General features: G+C 47.5%; 27 protein-coding genes. 23 read left to right on the top strand and 4 right to left on the bottom strand.

The window, feature by feature from the left end; genetic code table 11:
• Positions 1–144: 144 nt before the first annotated feature.
• From NQS30_RS04320 to NQS30_RS04300, 5 genes are all read left to right on the top strand, one after another.
• Positions 145–615, top strand: coding sequence for a GNAT family N-acetyltransferase (locus NQS30_RS04320; RefSeq protein WP_122504107.1), 471 nt, complete (start codon positions 145–147; stop codon positions 613–615).
• A 12-nt stretch (positions 616–627) separates the two neighbouring features.
• The gene (locus NQS30_RS04315) at positions 628–972 is read left to right on the top strand and encodes an antibiotic biosynthesis monooxygenase family protein (RefSeq protein WP_015240143.1); all 345 of its coding nucleotides are present in this window, start codon (positions 628–630) and stop codon (positions 970–972) included.
• On the top strand, positions 969–1919 hold the full coding sequence (locus NQS30_RS04310; protein WP_122504106.1) for a GNAT family N-acetyltransferase: 951 nt from the start codon (positions 969–971) through the stop codon (positions 1917–1919). The genes NQS30_RS04315 and NQS30_RS04310 overlap by 4 nt, the downstream gene beginning before the upstream one ends.
• Before the next feature lie 90 nt (positions 1920–2009).
• Positions 2010–2372, top strand: coding sequence for an iron-sulfur cluster biosynthesis family protein (locus NQS30_RS04305; protein WP_122504132.1), 363 nt, complete (start codon positions 2010–2012; stop codon positions 2370–2372).
• Positions 2347–2586 carry a DUF2552 family protein gene (locus NQS30_RS04300; protein WP_003153307.1) on the top strand — a complete coding sequence of 80 codons (240 nt, stop codon included), beginning with the start codon at positions 2347–2349 and terminating at the stop codon, positions 2584–2586. The genes NQS30_RS04305 and NQS30_RS04300 overlap by 26 nt, the downstream gene beginning before the upstream one ends.
• Before the next feature lie 39 nt (positions 2587–2625).
• On the opposite strand, the gene NQS30_RS04295 is transcribed toward NQS30_RS04300, so the two are convergent.
• On the bottom strand, positions 2626–3540 hold the full coding sequence (locus NQS30_RS04295) for an alpha/beta hydrolase (RefSeq protein ID WP_098081554.1): 915 nt from the start codon (positions 3538–3540) through the stop codon (positions 2626–2628).
• Between the two features lie 122 nt (positions 3541–3662).
• On the opposite strand from NQS30_RS04295, the gene NQS30_RS04290 reads away from it, so the two are divergent.
• Positions 3663–3887: a YqkE family protein gene (locus NQS30_RS04290; protein WP_007409396.1), complete on the top strand. Its 225-nt coding sequence runs from the start codon at positions 3663–3665 to the stop codon at positions 3885–3887.
• A gap of 32 nt (positions 3888–3919) precedes the next feature.
• Here NQS30_RS04290 and NQS30_RS04285 read toward each other — a convergent pair whose 3' ends face one another.
• The gene (locus NQS30_RS04285; protein WP_007409397.1) at positions 3920–4840 is read right to left on the bottom strand and encodes an aldo/keto reductase; all 921 of its coding nucleotides are present in this window, start codon (positions 4838–4840) and stop codon (positions 3920–3922) included.
• A 62-nt stretch (positions 4841–4902) separates the two neighbouring features.
• Positions 4903–5025: a Z-ring formation inhibitor MciZ gene (gene mciZ, locus NQS30_RS04280; RefSeq protein WP_003153315.1), complete on the bottom strand. Its 123-nt coding sequence runs from the start codon at positions 5023–5025 to the stop codon at positions 4903–4905.
• A gap of 78 nt (positions 5026–5103) precedes the next feature.
• On the opposite strand from mciZ, the gene NQS30_RS04275 reads away from it, so the two are divergent.
• Both NQS30_RS04275 and NQS30_RS04270 read left to right on the top strand, forming a co-directional pair.
• Positions 5104–5658 carry an NUDIX hydrolase gene (locus tag NQS30_RS04275; protein WP_003153317.1) on the top strand — a complete coding sequence of 185 codons (555 nt, stop codon included), beginning with the start codon at positions 5104–5106 and terminating at the stop codon, positions 5656–5658.
• Complete coding sequence (locus NQS30_RS04270) at positions 5658–6821, top strand: TIGR00375 family protein (RefSeq protein WP_122504105.1); 1164 nt, start codon at positions 5658–5660, stop codon at positions 6819–6821. Before NQS30_RS04275 ends, NQS30_RS04270 begins: the two co-directional genes overlap by 1 nt.
• 10 nt (positions 6822–6831) lie before the next feature.
• Here NQS30_RS04270 and NQS30_RS04265 read toward each other — a convergent pair whose 3' ends face one another.
• A complete protein-coding gene (locus NQS30_RS04265; protein ID WP_122504104.1) occupies positions 6832–7185 on the bottom strand; it encodes a helix-turn-helix domain-containing protein in 354 nt (117 codons plus the stop codon).
• Positions 7186–7361: 176 nt separating this feature from the next.
• On the opposite strand from NQS30_RS04265, the gene NQS30_RS04260 reads away from it, so the two are divergent.
• From NQS30_RS04260 to spoIIAB, 15 genes are all read left to right on the top strand, one after another.
• The gene (locus NQS30_RS04260; protein WP_003153321.1) at positions 7362–8351 is read left to right on the top strand and encodes a type I asparaginase; all 990 of its coding nucleotides are present in this window, start codon (positions 7362–7364) and stop codon (positions 8349–8351) included.
• A 37-nt stretch (positions 8352–8388) separates the two neighbouring features.
• On the top strand, positions 8389–9816 hold the full coding sequence (gene aspA / locus NQS30_RS04255) for an aspartate ammonia-lyase (protein ID WP_003153322.1): 1428 nt from the start codon (positions 8389–8391) through the stop codon (positions 9814–9816).
• Positions 9817–9957: 141 nt separating this feature from the next.
• Positions 9958–11364: a Na+/H+ antiporter NhaC gene (gene nhaC, locus NQS30_RS04250; RefSeq protein WP_122504103.1), complete on the top strand. Its 1407-nt coding sequence runs from the start codon at positions 9958–9960 to the stop codon at positions 11362–11364.
• A gap of 12 nt (positions 11365–11376) precedes the next feature.
• Positions 11377–12690 (top strand): NAD-dependent malic enzyme, encoded by a 1314-nt coding sequence (locus NQS30_RS04245; protein ID WP_059368500.1) that lies wholly within the window; start codon positions 11377–11379, stop codon positions 12688–12690.
• A 112-nt stretch (positions 12691–12802) separates the two neighbouring features.
• Positions 12803–13093: a hypothetical protein gene (locus NQS30_RS04240; RefSeq protein WP_020956025.1), complete on the top strand. Its 291-nt coding sequence runs from the start codon at positions 12803–12805 to the stop codon at positions 13091–13093.
• Between the two features lie 56 nt (positions 13094–13149).
• The gene (locus tag NQS30_RS04235) at positions 13150–13377 is read left to right on the top strand and encodes a hypothetical protein (protein WP_012117898.1); all 228 of its coding nucleotides are present in this window, start codon (positions 13150–13152) and stop codon (positions 13375–13377) included.
• Positions 13378–13453: 76 nt separating this feature from the next.
• Positions 13454–14098 (top strand): stage II sporulation protein M, encoded by a 645-nt coding sequence (spoIIM, locus tag NQS30_RS04230; protein ID WP_007409404.1) that lies wholly within the window; start codon positions 13454–13456, stop codon positions 14096–14098.
• A 112-nt stretch (positions 14099–14210) separates the two neighbouring features.
• Positions 14211–14660, top strand: a complete 450-nt coding sequence (gene fur, locus NQS30_RS04225; protein WP_003153330.1) for a ferric iron uptake transcriptional regulator — start codon at positions 14211–14213, stop codon at positions 14658–14660.
• Positions 14661–14775: 115 nt separating this feature from the next.
• A complete protein-coding gene (locus NQS30_RS04220; RefSeq protein WP_003153331.1) occupies positions 14776–15003 on the top strand; it encodes a YqzK family protein in 228 nt (75 codons plus the stop codon).
• 7 nt (positions 15004–15010) lie between these two features.
• Positions 15011–15901, top strand: a complete 891-nt coding sequence (gene xerD, locus NQS30_RS04215) for a site-specific tyrosine recombinase XerD (protein ID WP_007612347.1) — start codon at positions 15011–15013, stop codon at positions 15899–15901.
• A 167-nt stretch (positions 15902–16068) separates the two neighbouring features.
• Positions 16069–17253 carry a phosphopentomutase gene (gene deoB, locus NQS30_RS04210; protein ID WP_167340740.1) on the top strand — a complete coding sequence of 395 codons (1185 nt, stop codon included), beginning with the start codon at positions 16069–16071 and terminating at the stop codon, positions 17251–17253.
• An 11-nt stretch (positions 17254–17264) separates the two neighbouring features.
• Positions 17265–18083 (top strand): purine-nucleoside phosphorylase, encoded by an 819-nt coding sequence (locus NQS30_RS04205; RefSeq protein ID WP_007409407.1) that lies wholly within the window; start codon positions 17265–17267, stop codon positions 18081–18083.
• 137 nt (positions 18084–18220) lie between these two features.
• On the top strand, positions 18221–19390 hold the full coding sequence (locus NQS30_RS04200; RefSeq protein ID WP_099566881.1) for a D-alanyl-D-alanine carboxypeptidase family protein: 1170 nt from the start codon (positions 18221–18223) through the stop codon (positions 19388–19390).
• A gap of 95 nt (positions 19391–19485) precedes the next feature.
• Complete coding sequence (spoIIAA, locus tag NQS30_RS04195; protein ID WP_007409411.1) at positions 19486–19839, top strand: anti-sigma F factor antagonist; 354 nt, start codon at positions 19486–19488, stop codon at positions 19837–19839.
• A complete protein-coding gene (gene spoIIAB / locus NQS30_RS04190; RefSeq protein WP_003153347.1) occupies positions 19836–20276 on the top strand; it encodes an anti-sigma F factor in 441 nt (146 codons plus the stop codon). Before spoIIAA ends, spoIIAB begins: the two co-directional genes overlap by 4 nt.
• Positions 20277–20286: the final 10 nt, after the last annotated feature.

Genomic DNA, 20286 nt, shown 5'->3' with positions numbered 1-20286 from the left:
TCATTCCCCGGCTGGAAGACGTGCTGATTCGTTCGCTTGAAAAGAAATCATTTACAATTGCAAACAACCCACATATAATTTTTTATATTCCAATGAGAAGAGCTGACATTCATTTTGCCGGACGAAAAGGAGAGTCAATCGATAATGGATATTCGAACAATTACCCCTGAAGACTATGAAATGGTTACGTCTGTTTTGAATGAATGGTGGGGTGGCAGGCAGATGAAAGACAAACTGCCGCGCTTGTTTTTTGAACATTTTCAGGACACAAGCTTTATCACGTACGGGCCGGAGGGAATGACCGGTTTTTTAATCGGTTTTCAGTCACAATCAGACCCTGAGACAGCCTACATTCATTTTTCCGGTGTGCATCCGGATTTCAGAAAAATGCAAATTGGAAAACAGCTCTACGACCGATTTATGGAGACGGTGAAGAAAAGGGGCTGCACGAAAGTCAATTGCGTGACGGCGCCTGTCAATAAAGTATCAATCGCTTATCATACAAAATTAGGCTTTGAAGCTGAAAAAGGAACCAAAATCGTAAACGGAATCCCTGTTTTTGCGAATTATGACGGTCCGGGAGAAGACCGGATTCTGTTTGTGAAATATATGTAGAGGGGGTTGAATATGGGTTTTTTAGCTGACACGCCCAAACCGCCCTATTATGCGGTCATTTTTTCATCAATAAAGGGAAAATATGATGAGGAATATGAACATACGGCAGAGCGCATGATGAATTTGGCAGGCGGACAGCCGGGCTTTTTAGGCGCGGAAAGCGTTCGGGAGGAAAACGGCTGCGGCATCACGGTTTCCTACTGGGACAGCCTGGAGGCGATTAAAAGGTGGAAAGATCATACTGACCACCAGGCGGCAAAACAAAAAGGAAAAACCGCCTGGTATGAAGCGTACGCGGTCCGCATTACGAAGACGGAGTCACAGCGGATGTTTGCGTCAAAAGGGGCGGAAGATTGATTACATTTTTACAGCATACACAAGAACAGACCGCGCGGGAAATTGCGGCGGTTCAGCGCTGCTCTTATCAAAAAGAAGCCGAGCTGATCGGCTTTTTCGGCATTCCCGCCCTGCATGAAACACCTGATGATATACAGCAGTCACGGGAGACGTTTGCCGGTTTCAAGGAAAAAGATCAGCTTGCAGGTGTCATTTCGTATGAAAAAAAGGGATATGACCTTGTCATATGCAGGCTGACGGTGCACCCGTCCGGCTTTCGGAAAGGAATCGGACAGGCGCTTATTCAATTTGTGATAGACGAGAACCGGGACGCCCAAAAAATAGAGGCGGCTACCGCCAGCCAAAACGTTCCGGCAGTCTCTCTCTATTTAAAAACCGGGTTCACAGAAGCCGGACAGATAGAGACGCCGGAAGGGCTGATCCTCTCGTTTTTTCATCTTTATCCGAAGAGGAAAGCGGAAGTTGTTCCGTACAAGCCGGAATGGAAAGAAATGTTTGAAAGAGAGAAGGCGGACTTGATCCGAATCTTCGGCCCAGCACTTCATTCTGTCAGCCACATCGGCAGCACCTCCATCCCGCAGATGGCCGCCAAACCCGTCATCGATATACTGGCGGAGGTTAAAGATATTTCGGACGCTGACCGATTCAGTCCGCAGCTGGAAGCACTCGGCTATGAGGCGAAAGGGGAAAACGGGATAGAGGGCCGGCGTTTCTTTCAAAAAGGCGGCAACAAGCGCACACACCACGTTCACATATACGAAACAGGCCATCCGGACGTGAAGCGTCATCTGCTGTTCCGGGATTACCTCACCGCAAAGCCTGAAAAAGCGGCTCAATACATGGAACTGAAACGGCACCTCGCTAAGACGTACCCATACGATATGGCAAAGTATAGTGAAGGGAAAAATGACTGGATCAAGGCGGCTGAACAAGAGGCAAAGGACTAAGGAGAGCGGGCTGCTGTAAAGAAAGCAGAAACAATGCATACAGCGGCTCGGTATGCTACAATGGCGAAAATGAAAAACGGAGGATCATCTATGCAAATACATGTGACGGATGCGGCGAAACACACACTTCAGCAGGCGATGGACGTCAACCCGGGGAAAAAAGCGCAGCTCCGCTATGACGCAGAAGGCTGCGGGTGCGCGGTGAGCGGCGTGCCGACCATCTGGCTGGCGGACGAATTAACGGGACAATGCGAAGCCATTGAAACCAACGGACTTCCGCTTTACATCCAGACCTCACAAAAAGTGTTTTTTGACGAGGAAATGACAATCGATTACAATGAAAAGGCAAAAACGCTCGTCTTAAAAAGCCCGGCAGAGATGCTGAGCCCGAGAATGAGCATATTAGTAAAGCAGGGAGAAACGGAAAGTGAATCAAAAGCTGAAAGCCATTAAACAGACGGCACAGCATAAAACGTGGGTATCCTTTCTGAACAACAACCACCCGTACAGTCTGCTGCACTGGTCCATCGGAGGCGCTGAATCCGTTCAGAAGGATGTCTGGCTGCTTCAGGATGAGATGACCTTCAAAGCGCAGGAGTTTACGACAATCGACCTCGCCATTGATTGGATTGGAGAAAATATGGACGGGATTACCGACGTTTTATGACGGGAAAGCGAAAGAACCAGCATACGTTCTTTCGCTTTTTTACGTTTGCGTCATGGTATCTAAAAAGGTTTGAACGGCTTTGCGGTAGCTCTCCGGATTTTTGGTGTACGACATGGCATGCCCTCCCGATTCGGGCAGATAGAGCATCTTAGGGCCGCGTTTTTTGCGGTGCAGCAATTCGGAACAAGCGGAGGGTATATAATCATCTTCCTTACTGTGAATAAACAGCACGGGCTGCCGGATGCGGCTGATAACCGATAGAGGAGATACATCACGGATACGGTAGCCTTCTCTCATCCGCAAAAAGAAATCAGCCAAAGGCAGAAGCGGCCACGGAGGCAGCCGGAACTCCCGTTTCAGCCTGTAGGCGAGCTGATCGCGAAAGCTTGCGAACGGACAGTCCGCAATATAAAAATCAGCGCCGTTTTCATCCTGATGCCCGCCCGCGTATAATAAGGCCGTCACCGCTCCCATCGATTCCCCGTGGATGCCGATTTGACCGCCGTCTCCGGTTTTGTGTCTCACCCAATTCACGGCTTCTTCCAAATCATCTTTTTCAAAATAGCCGTAGCTCGTCGTTCTGCCGCCGCTTTTTCCGTGCCCGCGGTGGTCATATACGAGCACATTCCAGCCTAAATCTAAAAATAAATCCATGTATTTCAATGAATTGAACGAATTTACGGTAACGCCGTGACAAATAATCATGGTGTTTGCCGTATGATGCGGGGCGACGTAAAAGCCTTTGATCTCATACCCGTGGCGTGACAGGATGACGGCTTCTTCTTTTTCCATGGCCTGAAAGGAATCAAATCTATCATGCCCGTCCGCCGTTTCTTTTTTCATGATATCTTCATCCGTCTTTTTCTTCATAAACATAATCAGATTCGTAAAAGCGAATCCGGCAGCCAAAAAGACTGCGCAAGCCGAACCGAACACCGCCAGCCATTTTTTCACACAGGCACCCTCCTTTCATATGAAAAATCCTTCCTCCGGCTATTCAGGACCGTGAACGTTGCCGGCCTCCGGCGCTCCGTGGTACACTTGCTTCACCATATTCAGATACGGGGGGCGTAATGATGAAAAAGCAGCTGCCTAAAGAAAAACACAGCTTAAAAGACGATCTGGAGGAAGATCTGAAGGCCAGGCTTTTGCAAATGAAAAGTGAGCTGAAGGAAGAAGACGAGAAAAAACAGGCGCAGCAAAAGGCGGAACAAATCAGAAAACGAAAAGAAAAAGAAAAACATAAAAGCTTTGAAGAGCTGCTGAATGAAAGCAGTCTCGATTGGCACAAATATAAATAAACCGGCATCCGAAAAGGTGCCGGTTTTATTGTTTAAGAACGATGGGCTTCGTATACGTCCCGTTTTGTATGGTATTGCAGGGCTTTGATTTCCTGGCTGCTTAAACGCCTGGCCTCTGCAGCCGAACAGTTTTCTCTCAGCTGCTCAAGTGAGCTGGCTCCGGTGATGACAGAAGCGACGGCCGGCTGTGACAGCAAGTATTGAAGAGAAAGCTCCGTCATGCTCAAGTCAGGTGCGGCAGCGCTGATCGCTTTTTTGGTTTCTGCCAGTTCTGCAAAAGAATATGTTAAATAGCCGTTCTCTTTTACGCTTGCGGCCGCTTGATCAAGCGGTTTTTCCGTAAGAAGCCCTTTAGCGACAGGCCCTCTTGCGACTACGCTGATTCCGTTCTCCTCTAAAAGGGGAAGCCACTCCTCGGGACGCCGGTCCAGCAGGCTGTATTGCATCATAACGCTGGTGATATTTGATTTTTTCACATATTCTTTAATAACATTCGGACGAATCGAGGAAATGCCGTAATACCGGATGACACCTTCCTGTTTTAAGTCCTCAAATGCTTCGATCGTTTCGTCAATATGGTCTTCCATCGTGCCGCCATGCAGCTGATAAAGGTCGATATAGTCCGTTTTCAGCCGGCGCAGGCTGTTTTTGACCGCTTCTTTTATGTATCCTTTGGAAGCGTCCCAATGCCAGCCGTCTTTATCATCATTCCAGCGGTTTCCGGCTTTCGTGGCTAAAATGATGTCGTGCCTGCGGTTTTTGACGGCCTCCCCGACAATTTCCTCATTTCTGCCGAAATCATAAAGATCAGCGGTATCTAAATAATTGATTCCAAGCTCGATCGCTTCATCCAAAATAGACAGCGCTTTAGCTTTATCCGTGCCCAGCGACATACAGCCGAGCCCGATTTCGCTTATTTCTAAATCAGAATGTCCCAGTGTGCGTTTTCTCATCGTTTCGCTCCTTTTTATAGTCTTTTATTGACCGTAATATAAAGGCGCGAAGTTTTCAACTGTTAAGGCCCGGTGATCCAATCTCCGACATAGCGGAATGTCCGTCCGTATTCTTTCAGTTTAGCCCGCACTTCCCACGCCTTTCCGACCAATACGATACTCTTATCCTTCCGGTACACCTTCAATCGAAAAGCACCTCCCTCTCATGCATGTATGATAAAATATATGAGGCATAATAGAGAGACAGAACGGGAGATGACATGATGAAACATTTAGAAGAAAAAACACTTGCGAAAAAAAAGCTGTATGACGGGAAAGTCATAGATCTTTACTTAGAGGACGTAGAGCTCCCGAACGGAAAAACAAGCAAGCGGGAAATCGTCAAACATCCGGGAGCGGTGGCCGTACTTGCGGTAACCGAAGAAGGAAAAATCATTTTGGTGAACCAGTTCAGAAAGCCGCTGGAACGGACAATCGTTGAAATTCCGGCCGGGAAGCTTGAAAAGGGGGAAGAGCCGGAACATACGGCGTTAAGAGAGCTCGAGGAAGAAACGGGATATACGGCGGAAACCTTGACGAAAATCACCGCTTTTTATACATCACCCGGGTTTGCTGATGAAATCGTGCATCTCTTTCTTGCGGAAGGGCTTTCGCCGCTGGAAGAAAAACGAGAGCTGGATGAGGATGAATTTGTCGAAGTCATGCAGGTCACGCTTGAAGAGGCCGTGAAGCTGATTGAATCCCGCAGGGTGTATGACGCAAAAACGGCTTACGCGATTCAGTATCTCCAGCTGAAAGAAGCGCTGAAGGAAAAATGATGAAAACCATCTATGCGGATCTGCATATTCATATCGGCCGCACCTATACGGGAAAACCGGTCAAAATCACCGGGGCCAAAACGTTGACGCTGCACCGGATTTTAGAAGAAGCCAGTGAGGGGAAGGGAATTGAACTATTGGGCATCATCGACTGCCATTCCCCGGAAGTCATAGAAGAAATCGAGCGCGGAATTGATGAAGGCAGATACCGTGAGCTGAAAGAAGGCGGCATCCGGTATCGGAATACGACGCTTCTGTTGGGCAGTGAGCTTGAAATCTATGATCACACATGCCGCGGGCCGATTCACGTTCTCGTCTTTATGCCGTCTCTTGCCGAAATGAAGATGTTTTCTGAGTGGCTTGCAAAAAGGCTTAAAAATATCCATCTCAGTTCCCAGCGCATTTATGAAACCGGTTTGAATCTTCAAAGGAAAACAAAGGAATTGGGCGGGCTGTTTATTCCCGCCCATATGTTCACCCCGCATAAAAGCCTGTACGGAAAAGGGGTTAGATCTTCTTTGACAGAGGTTTTCGACCCGTCGCTCATTGACGCGGCGGAACTCGGGTTAAGCTGTGACACCGACATGGCTTCGCGGGTAGCAGAACTTGATCCGTATACATTTTTAACAAATTCTGATGCGCATTCCTTAGGAAAAATCGGCAGAGAATATAATGAAATGCTTCTTAAAGAAGCGAATTTCACGGAATTTTCGCTGGCTTTAAAAGGGAAGGACGGAAGAAAAATCACGGCGAATTACGGGCTGAACCCGAAGCTCGGGAAGTATTACCGGACGGCTTGCGACCGCTGCGGCAGCCCGGTTGAAAAAGGAGCTACCGTATGTCCGGAGTGCGGGGGGAAAACAATGACAAAAGGGGTCAGTGAACGGCTGGAGGAACTGAGCGGTCCGAAAAAAAGCCGCGTGCCGCGGCCGCCGTATATTCATCAAATCCCGCTGCAGTTCATTCCCGGGGTCGGGCCGAAAACGTTAGAAAAACTGAAGCGGGCTTTCGGGACGGAGATGGCGATTCTACATCAGGCGCAAGAAGAGGAATTGGCGCGTGTCGTCCAACCTAAAATAGCGGCTGTCATTCATAAAGCGCGCACCGGGCAGCTCGTCCTTGAGGCCGGGGGCGGAGGGACGTACGGCAGAATCAAGCCGTAAAAGCCGATTTTTAGCGGAGCTCCTCCTGCACCTTCTTTTTCGTGCGGACAAACGCAATCAATTCGATGATTTCATCCTGGTTAAGCGGCTGTCCGTCAACGGTCAGTATGCCGCAGCCTTGTGCGGCGTTTGTTAATTCGATGGTCTGGGTAAACGCCTCCGCCTTTTTTTCAGTGCGCCCCAGTAAATCGTCGCACGTCGTGTCAAACAGATCGGCAAGCGTGCCCAGCGCCTCGAATGACGGCCGCCGGTACCCTGATTCATACCCGGCGTACGTGCTTTTGGCGATGCCGAGACGGTCAGCCGTATATTGAAGAGACCAATTTTTCTTTTTTCTCAGTTCAGTTAAACGATCTAAATTCATATTCAAAACCGCTCCTTTTCACTTGAGCAAATTATATCATATCGATATGCAAAAGTGTACGCGAATTGAATAATAATCACTTGATTAATTTCATTCGTCTGTCTATAATTTGATTAAAAGTATGCGAAAAGCGAATGCTTAACACATCTTGAGAAATGGATGAAGAGGTGCAGGGTATGAAAAAATTATTGCTGTTAACAACCGGAGGAACAATCGCCTCAGTCGAAGGAGAAAACGGGCTTGCACCCGGGGTGAAAGCAGACGAATTGTTAACCTACGTATCAAAACTTGATAACGATTACACGATGGAAACCCATTCGTTAATGAACATCGACAGCACAAATATGCAGCCTGAATACTGGGCCGAAATCGCAAATGCTGTCAAAGAAAAATACGACGCTTATGACGGGTTCGTCATTACGCACGGGACAGACACAATGGCTTATACATCGGCGGCACTGTCTTATATGCTTCAGCATGCTGATAAACCGATCGTCATTACGGGTTCGCAAATCCCGATTACATTTCAAAAAACCGATGCCAAAAAAAATATCACGGACGCGATCCGCTTCGCATGTGAAGGGGTGGGCGGCGTATACGTCGTATTTGACGGCAGAGTCATTCAAGGCACACGCGCCATTAAATTAAGAACGAAAAGCTATGATGCATTTGAGAGCATTAACTATCCGTATATCGCGTTTATTACCGAAAACGGAATTGAATACAACAAACAAGTGCACATGCCAAAAGACGATGCTTTTACGGTCAATACTTCACTTTGCACGGACGTGTGCCTGCTCAAGCTACACCCGGGGCTGAAACCGGAAATGTTTGACGCATTAAAGGGCATGTACAAAGGAATCGTCATTGAAAGCTACGGCAGCGGCGGCGTGCCGTTTGAAGGAAGAGACATTCTCGCCAAAGTCAATGAAATGATTGAAAGCGGCATTGTCGTCGTCATTACGACACAATGTCTTGAAGAAGGAGAGGACATGAGCGTCTATGAAGTCGGCCGAAGAGTCAATCAAGATCTCATTATCCGCTCCAGAAATATGAACACGGAAGCCATCGTGCCGAAATTAATGTGGGCGCTCGGCCAGTCTCACAACTTGGCTGAAGTCAAAAACATTATGGAGACACCGATCGCAGACGACGTTGTACTGTAAAAACATGACTACCACAAAGAGAAAGTAGGGTTTTAGCATGACAAACGCGCAAAAAGAATATCGTCAGGAAAAAGATTTCCTCGGAGAAAAACAAATTGAAGCTGATGTGTATTACGGAATACAAACGCTGCGCGCGAAAGAAAACTTTCCGATTACCGGCTACCGCATCCACGAAGAAATGATTAATGCGCTCGCCATCGTCAAAAAAGCGGCGGCGCTTGCCAACATGGATGTAAAACGGCTGTATGAAGGAATCGGAAATGCGATTGTACAGGCCGCAGATGAAATTCTTGAGGGAAAATGGCATGACCAATTTATCGTCGATCCGATCCAAGGGGGAGCCGGAACGTCCATGAACATGAATGCCAACGAAGTAATCGGCAACAGGGCTCTTGAAATCATGGGGCATAAAAAAGGTGAATACATTCACCTCAGCCCGAACACACACGTCAACATGTCACAATCGACGAACGACGTGTTTCCGACGGCAATCCATATTTCAACCTTGAAACTTTTGGATAAGCTCCTTGATACGATGGCGCATATGCTCAGTGTCTTTAAAGATAAAGCGAAACAATTTGATTCTGTCATTAAAATGGGGCGCACACACCTTCAGGACGCTGTGCCGATCCGTCTCGGACAGGAATTTGAAGCATACAGCCGCGTGCTTGAGCGTGACATAAAGCGAATTAAACAATCCCGCCAGCATCTGTATGAAGTAAACATGGGGGCAACGGCCGTAGGTACGGGACTTAACGCCGATCCGCGCTACATAGAACAGGTTGTGAAGCACCTGGCTGACATCAGCGGACTGCCGCTTGTCGGCGCCGGCCATTTGGTTGACGCCACACAAAACACTGATGCGTATACGGAAGTTTCAGCCGCGTTGAAAGTATGCATGATGAACATGTCTAAAATCGCCAACGATCTGCGCTTAATGGCTTCAGGTCCGCGCGCGGGACTTGCGGAAATTTCACTGCCCGCCCGTCAGCCGGGATCATCCATTATGCCTGGGAAAGTCAACCCTGTAATGGCAGAGCTGATCAACCAAATCGCCTTCCAGGTCATCGGGAATGACAATACGATCTGCCTCGCTTCAGAAGCGGGCCAGCTGGAGCTTAACGTAATGGAGCCGGTACTCGTATTTAACCTGCTTCAATCCATCAGCATCATGAATAACGGGTTCCGTTCATTTACCGATCATTGTCTGGCGGGAATTGAAGCCAACGAAAAACGTCTGAAGCAATACGTGGAAAAAAGCGTCGGCGTCATTACAGCGGTCAATCCGCACCTCGGGTATGAAGCGGCTGCGCGAATTGCCCGTGAAGCAATCATGACGGGGCAATCTGTAAGAGATCTTTGTCTTCAAAATGATGTACTGACAGAAGAAGAATTGGATATCATTTTGAATCCATATGAAATGACAAAACCGGGGATTGCCGGAAAAGATCTATTAGAAAAATAAATTTTAAAGCAACAACAGCCGCCTTTTCACGTTTTTTAGTGAATAGGCGGTTGCCATACAAAGGGATGAGGCAGTATAGTATAATTTGTTATATCATTTGATGAAAGCGTTTTAGCTTTTTTCTTCTAGGGGGATTTTCTTGTGAAAGAGGCCAGATTGCCAAATTTATTGGAAATTATTATCTTATTATTCGGGTTTTTAGCACTTGTCTTATCGTTCACAGTGTTTTTAGACCTGCCGATCCAGCTAGCTCTATTAATATCCTGGTTTTTCGCTATTATTCTCGGAGTCAGGCTGGGATATTCATATAAAGACTTGCAGGCTTCGATTGTCACCGGGATATCAAACGGTCTTGAAGCGGTATTGATTCTCGTTTCGGTCGGTGCGCTCATCGGGACATGGATTGCCGGCGGCGTTGTGCCGACGTTAATTTATTATGGTTTAGAGTTTATTAATCCTCATGTTTTCCTGCTTGCTACATTGGTGATTTGTTCCGTTATGTCCGTTGCGACCGGAACGTCGTGGGGAACCGTGGGGACCGCGGGGATCGCCATGATTGCCATCGGAGAAGGAATGGGTATACCGCTTCCGATCGTGGCGGGAGCCGTTTTGTCCGGCGCTTACTTCGGAGACAAGCTTTCACCGCTGTCTGACAGTACGGTGCTTGCCTCCACGCTTTCTAAGGTGGATGTGCTGTCACACGTCAGAGCGATGATGTTTCTGTCAATTCCGTCCTATATTATTACGGCCATTCTGTTTACCGTAACGGGATTTATATACGGCGGAAAAAATATTGATCTTGGCAAAGTGGAATTTTTAAAATCTTCATTGCAGAAAACGTTTGACATTCATATATGGATGCTCATTCCGGCTGTTGTCGTCGTTGTCCTTCTGATTTTGAAAAAGCCATCTATGCCCGTTATTATCATCGGTGCTTTGCTTGGCGCAATCTGGGCTTCCGTCTTTCAGGGAATGAATTTTGCCAGTGCCATCGCGACTGCTTATAATGGTTTTTCCATTAAAACGGATGTCGAATTTTTAAACGGCCTGTTAAACCGCGGAGGCATTACCGGTATGCTGGATACGTTAGTCGTTATCCTGTTCGGTCTCGGTTTTGGAGGAATTCTTGAGAAGCTCGGCGTATTAAAAGTGATTGTCTCAACTTTTGAGAAAAAGCTGACCACACCGGGAAATGTGACGCTTTCGACATTGATCGTCGCCCTTTTAGGAAACATTTTCGGCTGTGCGATGTACGTGTCATTGATCCTGACGCCGAAAATCATGGAGAACAGTTATGATAAACTGAAACTTGACAGAAGAGTTTTATCCCGGAACGCAGAGGTGGGCGGCACGCTTACTTCAGGGATGGTGCCGTGGTCTGATAACGGCATCTATATGGCCGGCATTCTCGGCGTATCCACATTTTCTTATCTGCCGTTCATGTGGCTCAGTTTTGTATCTATCGGACTGGCAATATTGTACGGGTACACGGGGAAATTCATTTGGTACACGAAAGAAAAATCCTTGCAATCTCAAAAATTGGGTTAGGAGGTTCATTTCATGATTACAAAGCATATGATTCGGACGTTAATGATTGAAACGCCGACTGTTCCCGGAAATCTCGGAAAAGTGGCAACTGCCATCGGAGTGATGGGCGGAGATATCGGGGAAGTTGAAACCGTTAAAGTCGGCCCGAACTACACAATGCGCAACATCACGGTGCAGGCCGAAAATGAAGAGCAGCTGCAGGAAATCATTCAAGCCATTGAAGCTCTCGGTGAAGGCATCCGGCTTCATACAGTCTCAGATGAAGTGCTCTCTGCTCATGAAGGCGGCAAAATTCAGATGAAAAGCAAAATGCCGATCCGGACACTGGCTGAGCTTGGGCGTGTTTATACACCGGGTGTCGCCGATGTGTGCAGACTGATTGAAAACGAGCCTGAAAAAGCGTCCATCTATACGACAATCAGCAATTCTGTCGCCATTGTCACCGACGGAACGGCAATTCTCGGCCTCGGCAATATCGGCTCTGTCGCCGGAATGCCCGTAATGGAAGGGAAAGCCGCGCTTTTTGACCAGCTGGCGGGTATCAGCGGAATTCCGATTTTGCTCGATACCTCTGATCCGGAAGAAATCATTCGCACGGTAAAACATATTTCTCCGGGGTTCAGCGGAATTCTGCTTGAAGATATCGGTTCGCCCCACTGCTTTGACATTGAAGACCGCCTGAAAGAAGAACTGAACATTCCGGTTATGCACGATGACCAGCACGGCACGGCGGTCGTCACGCTCGCCGCCGCCATTTCCGCTTGTAAAAGCGCCGGTCTTGATTTAAAAGAAGCGAAGGTCGGTCAGATCGGTCTCGGCGCGGCAGGCGTCGCCATCTGCCGCATGTTTATGGCATACGGAGTCAAAGCGGTCTGCGGAACGGACAAGTCAGAAGACGCAATGAACCGCCTCGCTCAGTACGGAGGTCAGCCGCTTGGAAGCATCAAAGAATTAATGGACACGTGTGACATTGTGATCAGCACCACAGGAGTTCCGGGTCTCATTAAAAAAGAGGATGTCAGAAAAGGACACGTCATTCTGGCTTTATCTAATCCGAAGCCGGAGATTGAACCGGAAGAGGCATTACAAGCCGGAGCCGCTTATGCAGCTGACGGCCGTTCGGTCAATAATGTTCTCGGCTTCCCGGGGATTTTCCGCGGCGCGCTGAACGCCAAAAGCAAGAAAATCGACCATGAAATGCTTGTGGCGGCCGCAGAAGCCATCGCCTCTTGCACGAAACACGGCGATCTCGTGCCTCAGCCTTTGGATGCGGACGTGCATCAAGCCGTATCAGCAGCCGTAGAACGGGCCGCGGCAGGAAAATAAACAACTCTTACAGTACCGGACATGTGCCGGTGCTGTTTTTTTATCATGAATAGGAAGCGGAATTCTTAGGCAGGCTAACAGATAGCAAAAGACGGAATAAAGAGGTGTCGATGTGGATTATTTTCCGCTGATCCATACAAATATTTGGGATGCTGTGATCGGCGTGCCGGTCGTCTTATGCGTCACACAGCTGATCAAAGTGTTCTGCCGGGTTCCGGGCATATTCGTTCCCACGATTGCCCTTGCTGCCGGAAATGTTGTGTCTATCGTTTTCGGTCATCATGAACACGTGTATGCGGGGATTTTTATGGGGTTTTTTTACGGATACGCCGCAATGGGGAGCTATTCATCTGCCAAAACGTCTCTGCGCGCTTACCGGTCGAAACATAAGCCGTATTCATGAACACATCCGGACTTTTTTGTTATGATAAAGAAAAGGGAAAAAGGAGCGGTTGGCACATGGCGAAGAGCAAAACGAAAAAAATGCGGGAGCATCTCAAAAGAAACGGGATGCGTGACGCAGTCCTGTCAAGGGGGACGGCGCCGTCTTTCAGCACCCATGAAAGAGTGACGAAAACCAAAAAAGACAGGCTTGAAAGAATAAAGCATAAAAAAAGGAACCCCTATGATCACCGGAGTGATGACGGGGGTTCTTTTTTTATGCCCGAATCTCGCGCCTTTCTATGATTTCTCTGTCATGTTTTCTCTTTTCTTTCATACAATCTACTAAATCAAGTCAATAGATTAGCGGGAGGAAAGCGGTATGAGAAAACAATCGTACAAAGAACTGTTTTTTCGCCATGTAAAGGATCATCTGTCACTTTATATATTTGTGTTCGTCTTGTTTTTGATGGGGGTCATTTTCGGGGCGATCATCGTCAACAGCATGACCATCACGCAGAAAGAAGATTTGTATTACTATTTAAGCAAGTTTTTCGGACAGCTGTCTGACGGAAAACATGCCGGCGCTTCAGAAATGTTTTGGCAGGCCGTCTTTCATGATGTGAAATATTTGGGGCTGATGTGGATTCTCGGTATTTCCGTGATCGGTCTTCCGGTTATTTTCATTATGGTGTTCTTAAAAGGAATCGTCGTCGGCTTCACGGTCGGTTTTTTAGTGAATCAAATGGGGATGAACGGGTTTTTCCTGTCATTTATTTCGGTTCTGCCGCAAAACATCGTTCTCATTCCGGCGTATCTTATCATGGGGACATGCTCTATCGCTTTTTCACTGAAACTGATCCGGCAGCTGTTTGTCAAACGCAGCCTTCATGACGCGCCGATCCAATGGTTCGGACGTTACGCCTTCGTGCTGATTCTCATCGTTTTCTTCTCGGTCATCGCCTCGCTGCTCGAGGCGTACGTGTCTCCGCTGTTTATGGAAAAGCTGTCATCACGCATATTTTAGAATGATTATCATAAAATAATACTTTTATTTATCAGTTTATAATAATTATAGTTGGAACTCTGCGCGTATTTTGTTATAATGAGTCATGGAATGCGGCGTAGGAGGGAAAGACATGGAAAACCGTATTGATCGAATTAAAAAGCAGCTGCACTCGTCAAGCTACAAGCTTACGCCACAGCGGGAAGCAACGGTAAGAGTGCTGCTTGAAAACGAAGAAGACCATTTAAGCGCAGAAGATGTATACCTCCTCGTAAAAGAGAAATCTCCTGAAATTGGTCTCGCTACAGTATACCGTACATTAGAATTATTAACAGAATTAAAAGTCGTTGATAAAATTAACTTCGGGGACGGCGTATCCCGCTACGACCTTCGCAAAGAAGGCGCGGCTCACTTTCATCACCATTTGGTGTGCATGGAGTGCGGAGCCGTCGATGAAATTGAAGAAGATCTGCTTGAAGACGTTGAAGAAGTGATTGAACGTGATTGGAAATTTAAAATTAAAGATCATAGATTGACTTTTCACGGAATCTGCCACCGCTGCCGCGGGGATGAAACAGAGTAAAAGCCTACGAACCTTTTCTGCCAGGAAAGGGTTTTTTGCTGTTTTTATGTATAAAAGCCTTTGAAATTGGCATAAGGTGTACTAACAGCCGCCAAAAGAAAGGGTCGATCGAAAGATGGGCAGATTCTTAAAAACAGCCGCGGATACGATCAAAGTGTTTATTCTGTTCACAGGTTTTACCGCGCTGTTCTATTATGCTATGATATGGGTGAATTCAGAGTATGAAAACTATCATCGGTACGATAAACCGGAAGGCTCCGCCGTCAAAGTGGCCAAAACGGAACATGAGGAGAAAGACGGCTGGTTCGGCCGATTGATCTTTTTTTACCAAAACGGGGAGTAGATCAAGAGTGAAGGATCAAATTAAGGATTTCATCCATTATGTGAGGGTTGAAAGAGGGCTGTCCCAAAATACGATGATGTCCTATGAGCGTGATCTGAAAAGTTATTCTCTCTTCTTAACTGAAAGCCTTCAGATCACTTCATGGAATGATGTGACCCGTCTTCATATTATTCAATATTTAAAGCATATAAAGGACTCCGGGAAATCCGGCAAGACGTCTGCGAGGCATTTGGCGTCGATCCGGTCTTTTCATCAATTTCTGTTAAGGGAAAAAGCCGCGGATAAAGATCCTTCGGTACATATTGAAACACAAAAAACAGAGCGGACGCTTCCGAAAGTATTGGCGCTTCACGAAGTTGAGCGGTTATTGGACACGCCTAAGCTTGACAGCCCGTTCGGTCTCAGGGATAAAGCCATGCTTGAACTGCTGTACGCAACCGGCATCAGGGTCAGCGAGATGATCGAGCTGAAATTATCCGACGTCCATTTGACGATGGGATTTGTCCGCTGCTTCGGAAAAGGGCGGAAAGAGCGGATTGTGCCGATTGGTGAAGCCGCTTCTCATGCGATAGAAGCATACATTGAAAAAGCCAGAGGGAAATTATTAAAGAAAAACGTAACCGAAGCGCTTTTTCTGAATCATCACGGCAGGCAGATCAGCCGTCAGGGATTCTGGAAAAACCTGAAAAAAATCGCACTTGAAGCGGGGATTAAAAAAGAGCTGACACCGCACACGCTCCGGCACTCCTTTGCAACGCACCTGCTCGAAAACGGGGCGGATCTGCGCGCCGTGCAGGAGATGCTCGGACATGCCGATATTTCCACAACGCAAATTTATACGCATGTGACGAAAACAAGGCTGAAGGACGTGTACAAACAGTATCATCCGCGCGCTTAGGAGCCGCTGCCAGAGGGGCCGCGGCTTTTTTGCCGGATTGGCGGAATACAGAGAAGGTTCTAATTATTTGAATCGGCATTGTCAGCAAGAATGTAAACGGTTTATACTTGAGTTGTCTGACCTCTGTAAGCTACAATGGACAGATGGAAGAAAAGGAGGCTTTTATGATGTCTGAATACAAATATAACCGGGTATTTTTGATCGTAATGGATTCTGTCGGAATCGGTGAAGCGCCGGACGCCGCCGATTTTAATGATATAGGCGCAAATACGCTCGGACACATCGCAGAGCACATGAACGGCTTACATATGCCCCATATGGCGCAGCTCGGTCTCGGACTGATCGGAGACATTAAGGGCGTGGAAAAAACGGAGCACCCTCTTGCGTACTACGGAAAAATGCAGGAGGCGTCAAACGGGAAAGATACGATGACGGGGCACTGGGAGATTATGGGCCTCTACATTGAAAAACCGTTTAAAGTGTTTCCGGAAGGATTTCCGGATGAACTTCTTCAGGAACTAGAGCGGCGTTCAGGACATAAAATCATCGGAAATAAGCCGGCTTCAGGCACGGCGATTCTGGATGAGCTCGGAAAAGAACATATGGAAACGGGTGCGCTGATCGTTTATACATCAGCAGATTCCGTGCTGCAGATTGCGGCTCACGAAGATGTCGTTCCGCTTGACGAACTGTACAGCATCTGTGAAACGGCCAGAGAACTGACGCTTGATCCGAAATACATGGTCGGCCGGATTATCGCAAGACCGTTCGTCGGAGAACCGGGCAGCTTCAAACGCACGCCGAACCGTCATGATTATGCGCTCAAACCGTTCGGCCGCACGGTAATGAACGGAATGAAAGACAGCGGATTAGACGTCATTTCCATCGGCAAAATTTCTGATATTTATGACGGAGAAGGCATTACATCTTCCCGCCGCACGGTATCTAATATGGATGGCATGGACAAAGTGATTGAAACGCTCGGTGAAGAGTTCACGGGCCTGAGCTTTGCCAACCTCGTTGATTTTGACGCGCTGTATGGACACCGCCGCGATCCAGAAGGGTACGGAAAAGCGCTCGAGGAATTCGACGCGAGGCTTCCGGAAGTGTTTGAGAAAATGAAAGAAGACGATCTGCTTATCATCACTGCGGATCACGGCAATGATCCTGTCCATCACGGCACGGATCACACGCGGGAGTATGTGCCGCTTCTTGTGTACAGCAAAAAGCACAAACACACTGAACAGCTGCCGCTTGCGGATACATTTGCCGATATCGGCGCAACCATTGCGGATAATTTCAAAACGGAAAAGCCGAAATACGGAAAAAGCTTTTTATCAAGATTACAGTAGGGGGACTTTTTTTGAAACAAAAGATCGAACGTGCTGCTGCATTTATTAAAGAACACGTGAAAGAAACACCAAAGATCGGTCTGATTTTAGGGTCAGGGCTCGGCGTATTGGCCGATGAAATTGAAGGAGCTGTCAAGCTTACATATGAAACGATCCCTGATTTTCCGGTCTCAACGGTAGAAGGCCATGCCGGCCAGCTTGTGATGGGAACGCTTGAAGGTGTGCAGGTCATCGCGATGCAGGGCCGCTTTCATTACTATGAAGGCTACTCAATGGATCAGGTCACATTTCCCGTCCGCGTGATGAAGGCGCTCGGCGTTGAATCTCTCGTCGTGACGAATGCAGCCGGCGGTATCAACACTGAATTCCGCGCCGGCGATCTGATGATTATTACAGACCACATCAACTTTACGGGCACCAACCCGTTAATCGGGCCGAACGAAGCTGAATTCGGACCGAGATTCCCGGACATGTCAGAAGCCTATGACAAAGAGCTGTCAGGCTTGGCTGAAAAAACGGCCGATGAGCTAGGCATTCCTGTTCAAAAAGGAGTGTATACAGCTGTTACGGGGCCGTCTTACGAAACGCCTGCTGAGGTTCGGTTTTTAAGAACGATGGGTTCTGACGCTGTCGGCATGTCGACTGTGCCGGAAGTCATCGTCGCCAACCACGCGGGGATGCGCGTGCTCGGCATCTCATGCATTTCCAACGCGGCGGCAGGTATTCTTGACCAGCCGTTATCCCATGAAGAAGTAATGGAAATGACGGAAAAAGTAAAAGGCGGCTTTTTGAAGCTTGTAAAAGCCGTAGTCGCACGATCTCAAAAATAAGTCAGCATAAGTCAGCTGTTTCTTCGGAAGCAGCTGTTTTTTTGTGCCCTCAACACGAAACATTTTCCAGATGAGGCGTATAAAACCACCGGATTTGGAAAAAATAAAAAGGATTATGAAAATGGAGGGCTTTGGAGATGAAACGTCTTATATCCACTTTGTTGATTGGCATTTTATTAACGGCATCAGCACCGTCCGCTTTTGCAAAGCCGGACGGAAAACATACATCGGAGCTCGCTCATGAAGCCAAAAGCGCCGTGCTGATTGAACGCGATACGGGAAGCATTCTTTATAACAAGAACAGCCGGGAGCGTCTGGCGCCGGCAAGCATGACAAAAATCATGACCATGCTTTTAATCATGGAAGCGCTTGACAAAGGGAAAATAAAGATGGGCGATAAAGTCAGGACGAGTGAACATGCCGCGTCCATGGGCGGATCACAGATTTTCCTTGAACCCGGAGAAGAAATGACGGTAAAAGAAATGCTCAAAGGAATTGCGATAGCTTCCGGAAATGACGCATCTGTCGCAATGGCGGAGTATATTGCCGGTTCAGAAGAGGATTTCGTCAGCCGGATGAACAAAAAAGCAAAAGAATTGGGATTGAAAGATACCTCCTTCAAAAACCCGACGGGACTGCCTGAAAAAGACCATTACAGCTCTGCTTATGACATGGCGAAAATGGCGAAGGAATTATTAAAGTATGATAAAATCACTCAATTTACGGGAACGTATGAGGATTATTTAAGAGAAAATACAGACAAAAAGTTCTGGCTCGTCAATACAAACCGGCTGATCAAATTTTATCCGGGTGTAGACGGCGTGAAGACGGGCTTTACAGGCGAAGCGAAGTATTGTTTAACCGCCACCGCTAAAAAAGGAAATATGAGGGTCATTGCTGTTGTTTTCGGAGCCAGCACTCCGAAAGAAAGAAATGCCCAAGTGACCAAAATGCTTGATTACGCCTTCAGCCAGTTTAAAACACACCCGCTGTACAAACGGGCTCAAATCGTCGGAACGGTAAAAGTGAAAAAAGGAAAAAAGAAACTGATCAAGCTGACCACATCTGAGCCGATTTCTCTTCTGGCCAAAAAGGGAGAGAACATGGACAAAGTAAAAAAAGAAGTGAAAATCAACGGCAATGTAACGGCTCCGGTTAAAAAAGGAGAAGTGCTCGGCAGCCTCGTTCTGAAAAAAGACGGAAAGGTGCTCGTTGAAAGCCCGGTCACGGCAAAAGACGACATGGAAAAAGCGGGTTTTCTCACTTTTCTGAAGCGGACGATGGGAGATTGGACAAAATTTAAATAATCGTGGCGAACGGGCACTAGTTTTGTCATAGTGAAGGAATTGCTTTCCCGAAAATCGAAACACTCATTATCCGATCATATCAAGGAGGAATGAGCATGAGCCTTGGAATTGACTTTCATGTCAAAGAATCCGTGCTTTGTATTCGATTAACAGGTGAACTCGACCATCATACGGCAGAATCATTAAAACAAAAGGTTACTGAATCGCTGGAGGCTGACGGCATCCGTCACATCGTGCTGAACCTTGAAGATCTTACCTTCATGGACAGCTCCGGCCTCGGCGTGATTTTAGGGCGTTATAAACAAATTAAACAGCTCGGCGGAGAAATGGTCGTGTGCGCGATTTCGCCCGCGGTGAGACGTCTGTTTGACATGTCCGGCCTGTTTAAAATCATCAGGTTCGAACAATCAGAACAAAAAGCGCTTTTAACGTTGGGGGTGGCATCATGAAAAACGAGATGCATCTTGAATTTTCAGCCCTCAGTCAGAACGAATCGTTTGCGCGCGTAACAGTTGCTTCTTTTATCGCACAGCTCGACCCGACGATGGATGAGCTGACGGAAATCAAGACCGTCGTATCAGAAGCGGTAACAAACGCGATCATCCACGGCTATGAAGAAAACTGCGACGGAAAGGTGTACATCTCCGTTACGCTGGAGGATCATGTCGTCTATCTGACCATACGTGACGAAGGCCTCGGGATCACGGATCTTGAGGAAGCGCGCCAGCCGCTCTTTACGACAAAACCCGAGCTTGAGCGCTCCGGAATGGGCTTTACCATTATGGAAAACTTCATGGATGATGTCACGATTGATTCCTCGCCGGAGATGGGAACGACGATACGCTTAACAAAACACCTATCAAAAAGCAAAGCGCTTTGTAATTAAGGAGATTTGT

This window comes from Bacillus sp. B1(2022) (assembly GCF_040259625.1).
Lineage (GTDB): Bacteria > Bacillota > Bacilli > Bacillales > Bacillaceae > Bacillus > Bacillus velezensis.
This window is presented reverse-complemented; position numbering and strand designations above follow the sequence as displayed.

Coding starts and splice junctions, on each gene's coding strand:
- NQS30_RS04320 (WP_122504107.1), top strand. CDS start 145: ATGGATATTCGAACAATTACCCCTGAAGACTATGAAATGGTTACGTCT.
- NQS30_RS04315 (WP_015240143.1), top strand. CDS start 628: ATGGGTTTTTTAGCTGACACGCCCAAACCGCCCTATTATGCGGTCATT.
- NQS30_RS04305 (WP_122504132.1), top strand. CDS start 2,010: ATGCAAATACATGTGACGGATGCGGCGAAACACACACTTCAGCAGGCG.
- NQS30_RS04290 (WP_007409396.1), top strand. CDS start 3,663: ATGAAAAAGCAGCTGCCTAAAGAAAAACACAGCTTAAAAGACGATCTG.
- NQS30_RS04285 (WP_007409397.1), bottom strand. CDS start 4,840: ATGAGAAAACGCACACTGGGACATTCTGATTTAGAAATAAGCGAAATC.
- NQS30_RS04275 (WP_003153317.1), top strand. CDS start 5,104: ATGAAACATTTAGAAGAAAAAACACTTGCGAAAAAAAAGCTGTATGAC.
- NQS30_RS04270 (WP_122504105.1), top strand. CDS start 5,658: ATGAAAACCATCTATGCGGATCTGCATATTCATATCGGCCGCACCTAT.
- NQS30_RS04265 (WP_122504104.1), bottom strand. CDS start 7,185: ATGAATTTAGATCGTTTAACTGAACTGAGAAAAAAGAAAAATTGGTCT.
- NQS30_RS04260 (WP_003153321.1), top strand. CDS start 7,362: ATGAAAAAATTATTGCTGTTAACAACCGGAGGAACAATCGCCTCAGTC.
- aspA (WP_003153322.1), top strand. CDS start 8,389: ATGACAAACGCGCAAAAAGAATATCGTCAGGAAAAAGATTTCCTCGGA.
- NQS30_RS04245 (WP_059368500.1), top strand. CDS start 11,377: ATGATTACAAAGCATATGATTCGGACGTTAATGATTGAAACGCCGACT.
- NQS30_RS04235 (WP_012117898.1), top strand. CDS start 13,150: ATGGCGAAGAGCAAAACGAAAAAAATGCGGGAGCATCTCAAAAGAAAC.
- spoIIM (WP_007409404.1), top strand. CDS start 13,454: ATGAGAAAACAATCGTACAAAGAACTGTTTTTTCGCCATGTAAAGGAT.
- fur (WP_003153330.1), top strand. CDS start 14,211: ATGGAAAACCGTATTGATCGAATTAAAAAGCAGCTGCACTCGTCAAGC.
- NQS30_RS04220 (WP_003153331.1), top strand. CDS start 14,776: ATGGGCAGATTCTTAAAAACAGCCGCGGATACGATCAAAGTGTTTATT.
- deoB (WP_167340740.1), top strand. CDS start 16,069: ATGTCTGAATACAAATATAACCGGGTATTTTTGATCGTAATGGATTCT.
- NQS30_RS04200 (WP_099566881.1), top strand. CDS start 18,221: ATGAAACGTCTTATATCCACTTTGTTGATTGGCATTTTATTAACGGCA.
- spoIIAA (WP_007409411.1), top strand. CDS start 19,486: ATGAGCCTTGGAATTGACTTTCATGTCAAAGAATCCGTGCTTTGTATT.
- spoIIAB (WP_003153347.1), top strand. CDS start 19,836: ATGAAAAACGAGATGCATCTTGAATTTTCAGCCCTCAGTCAGAACGAA.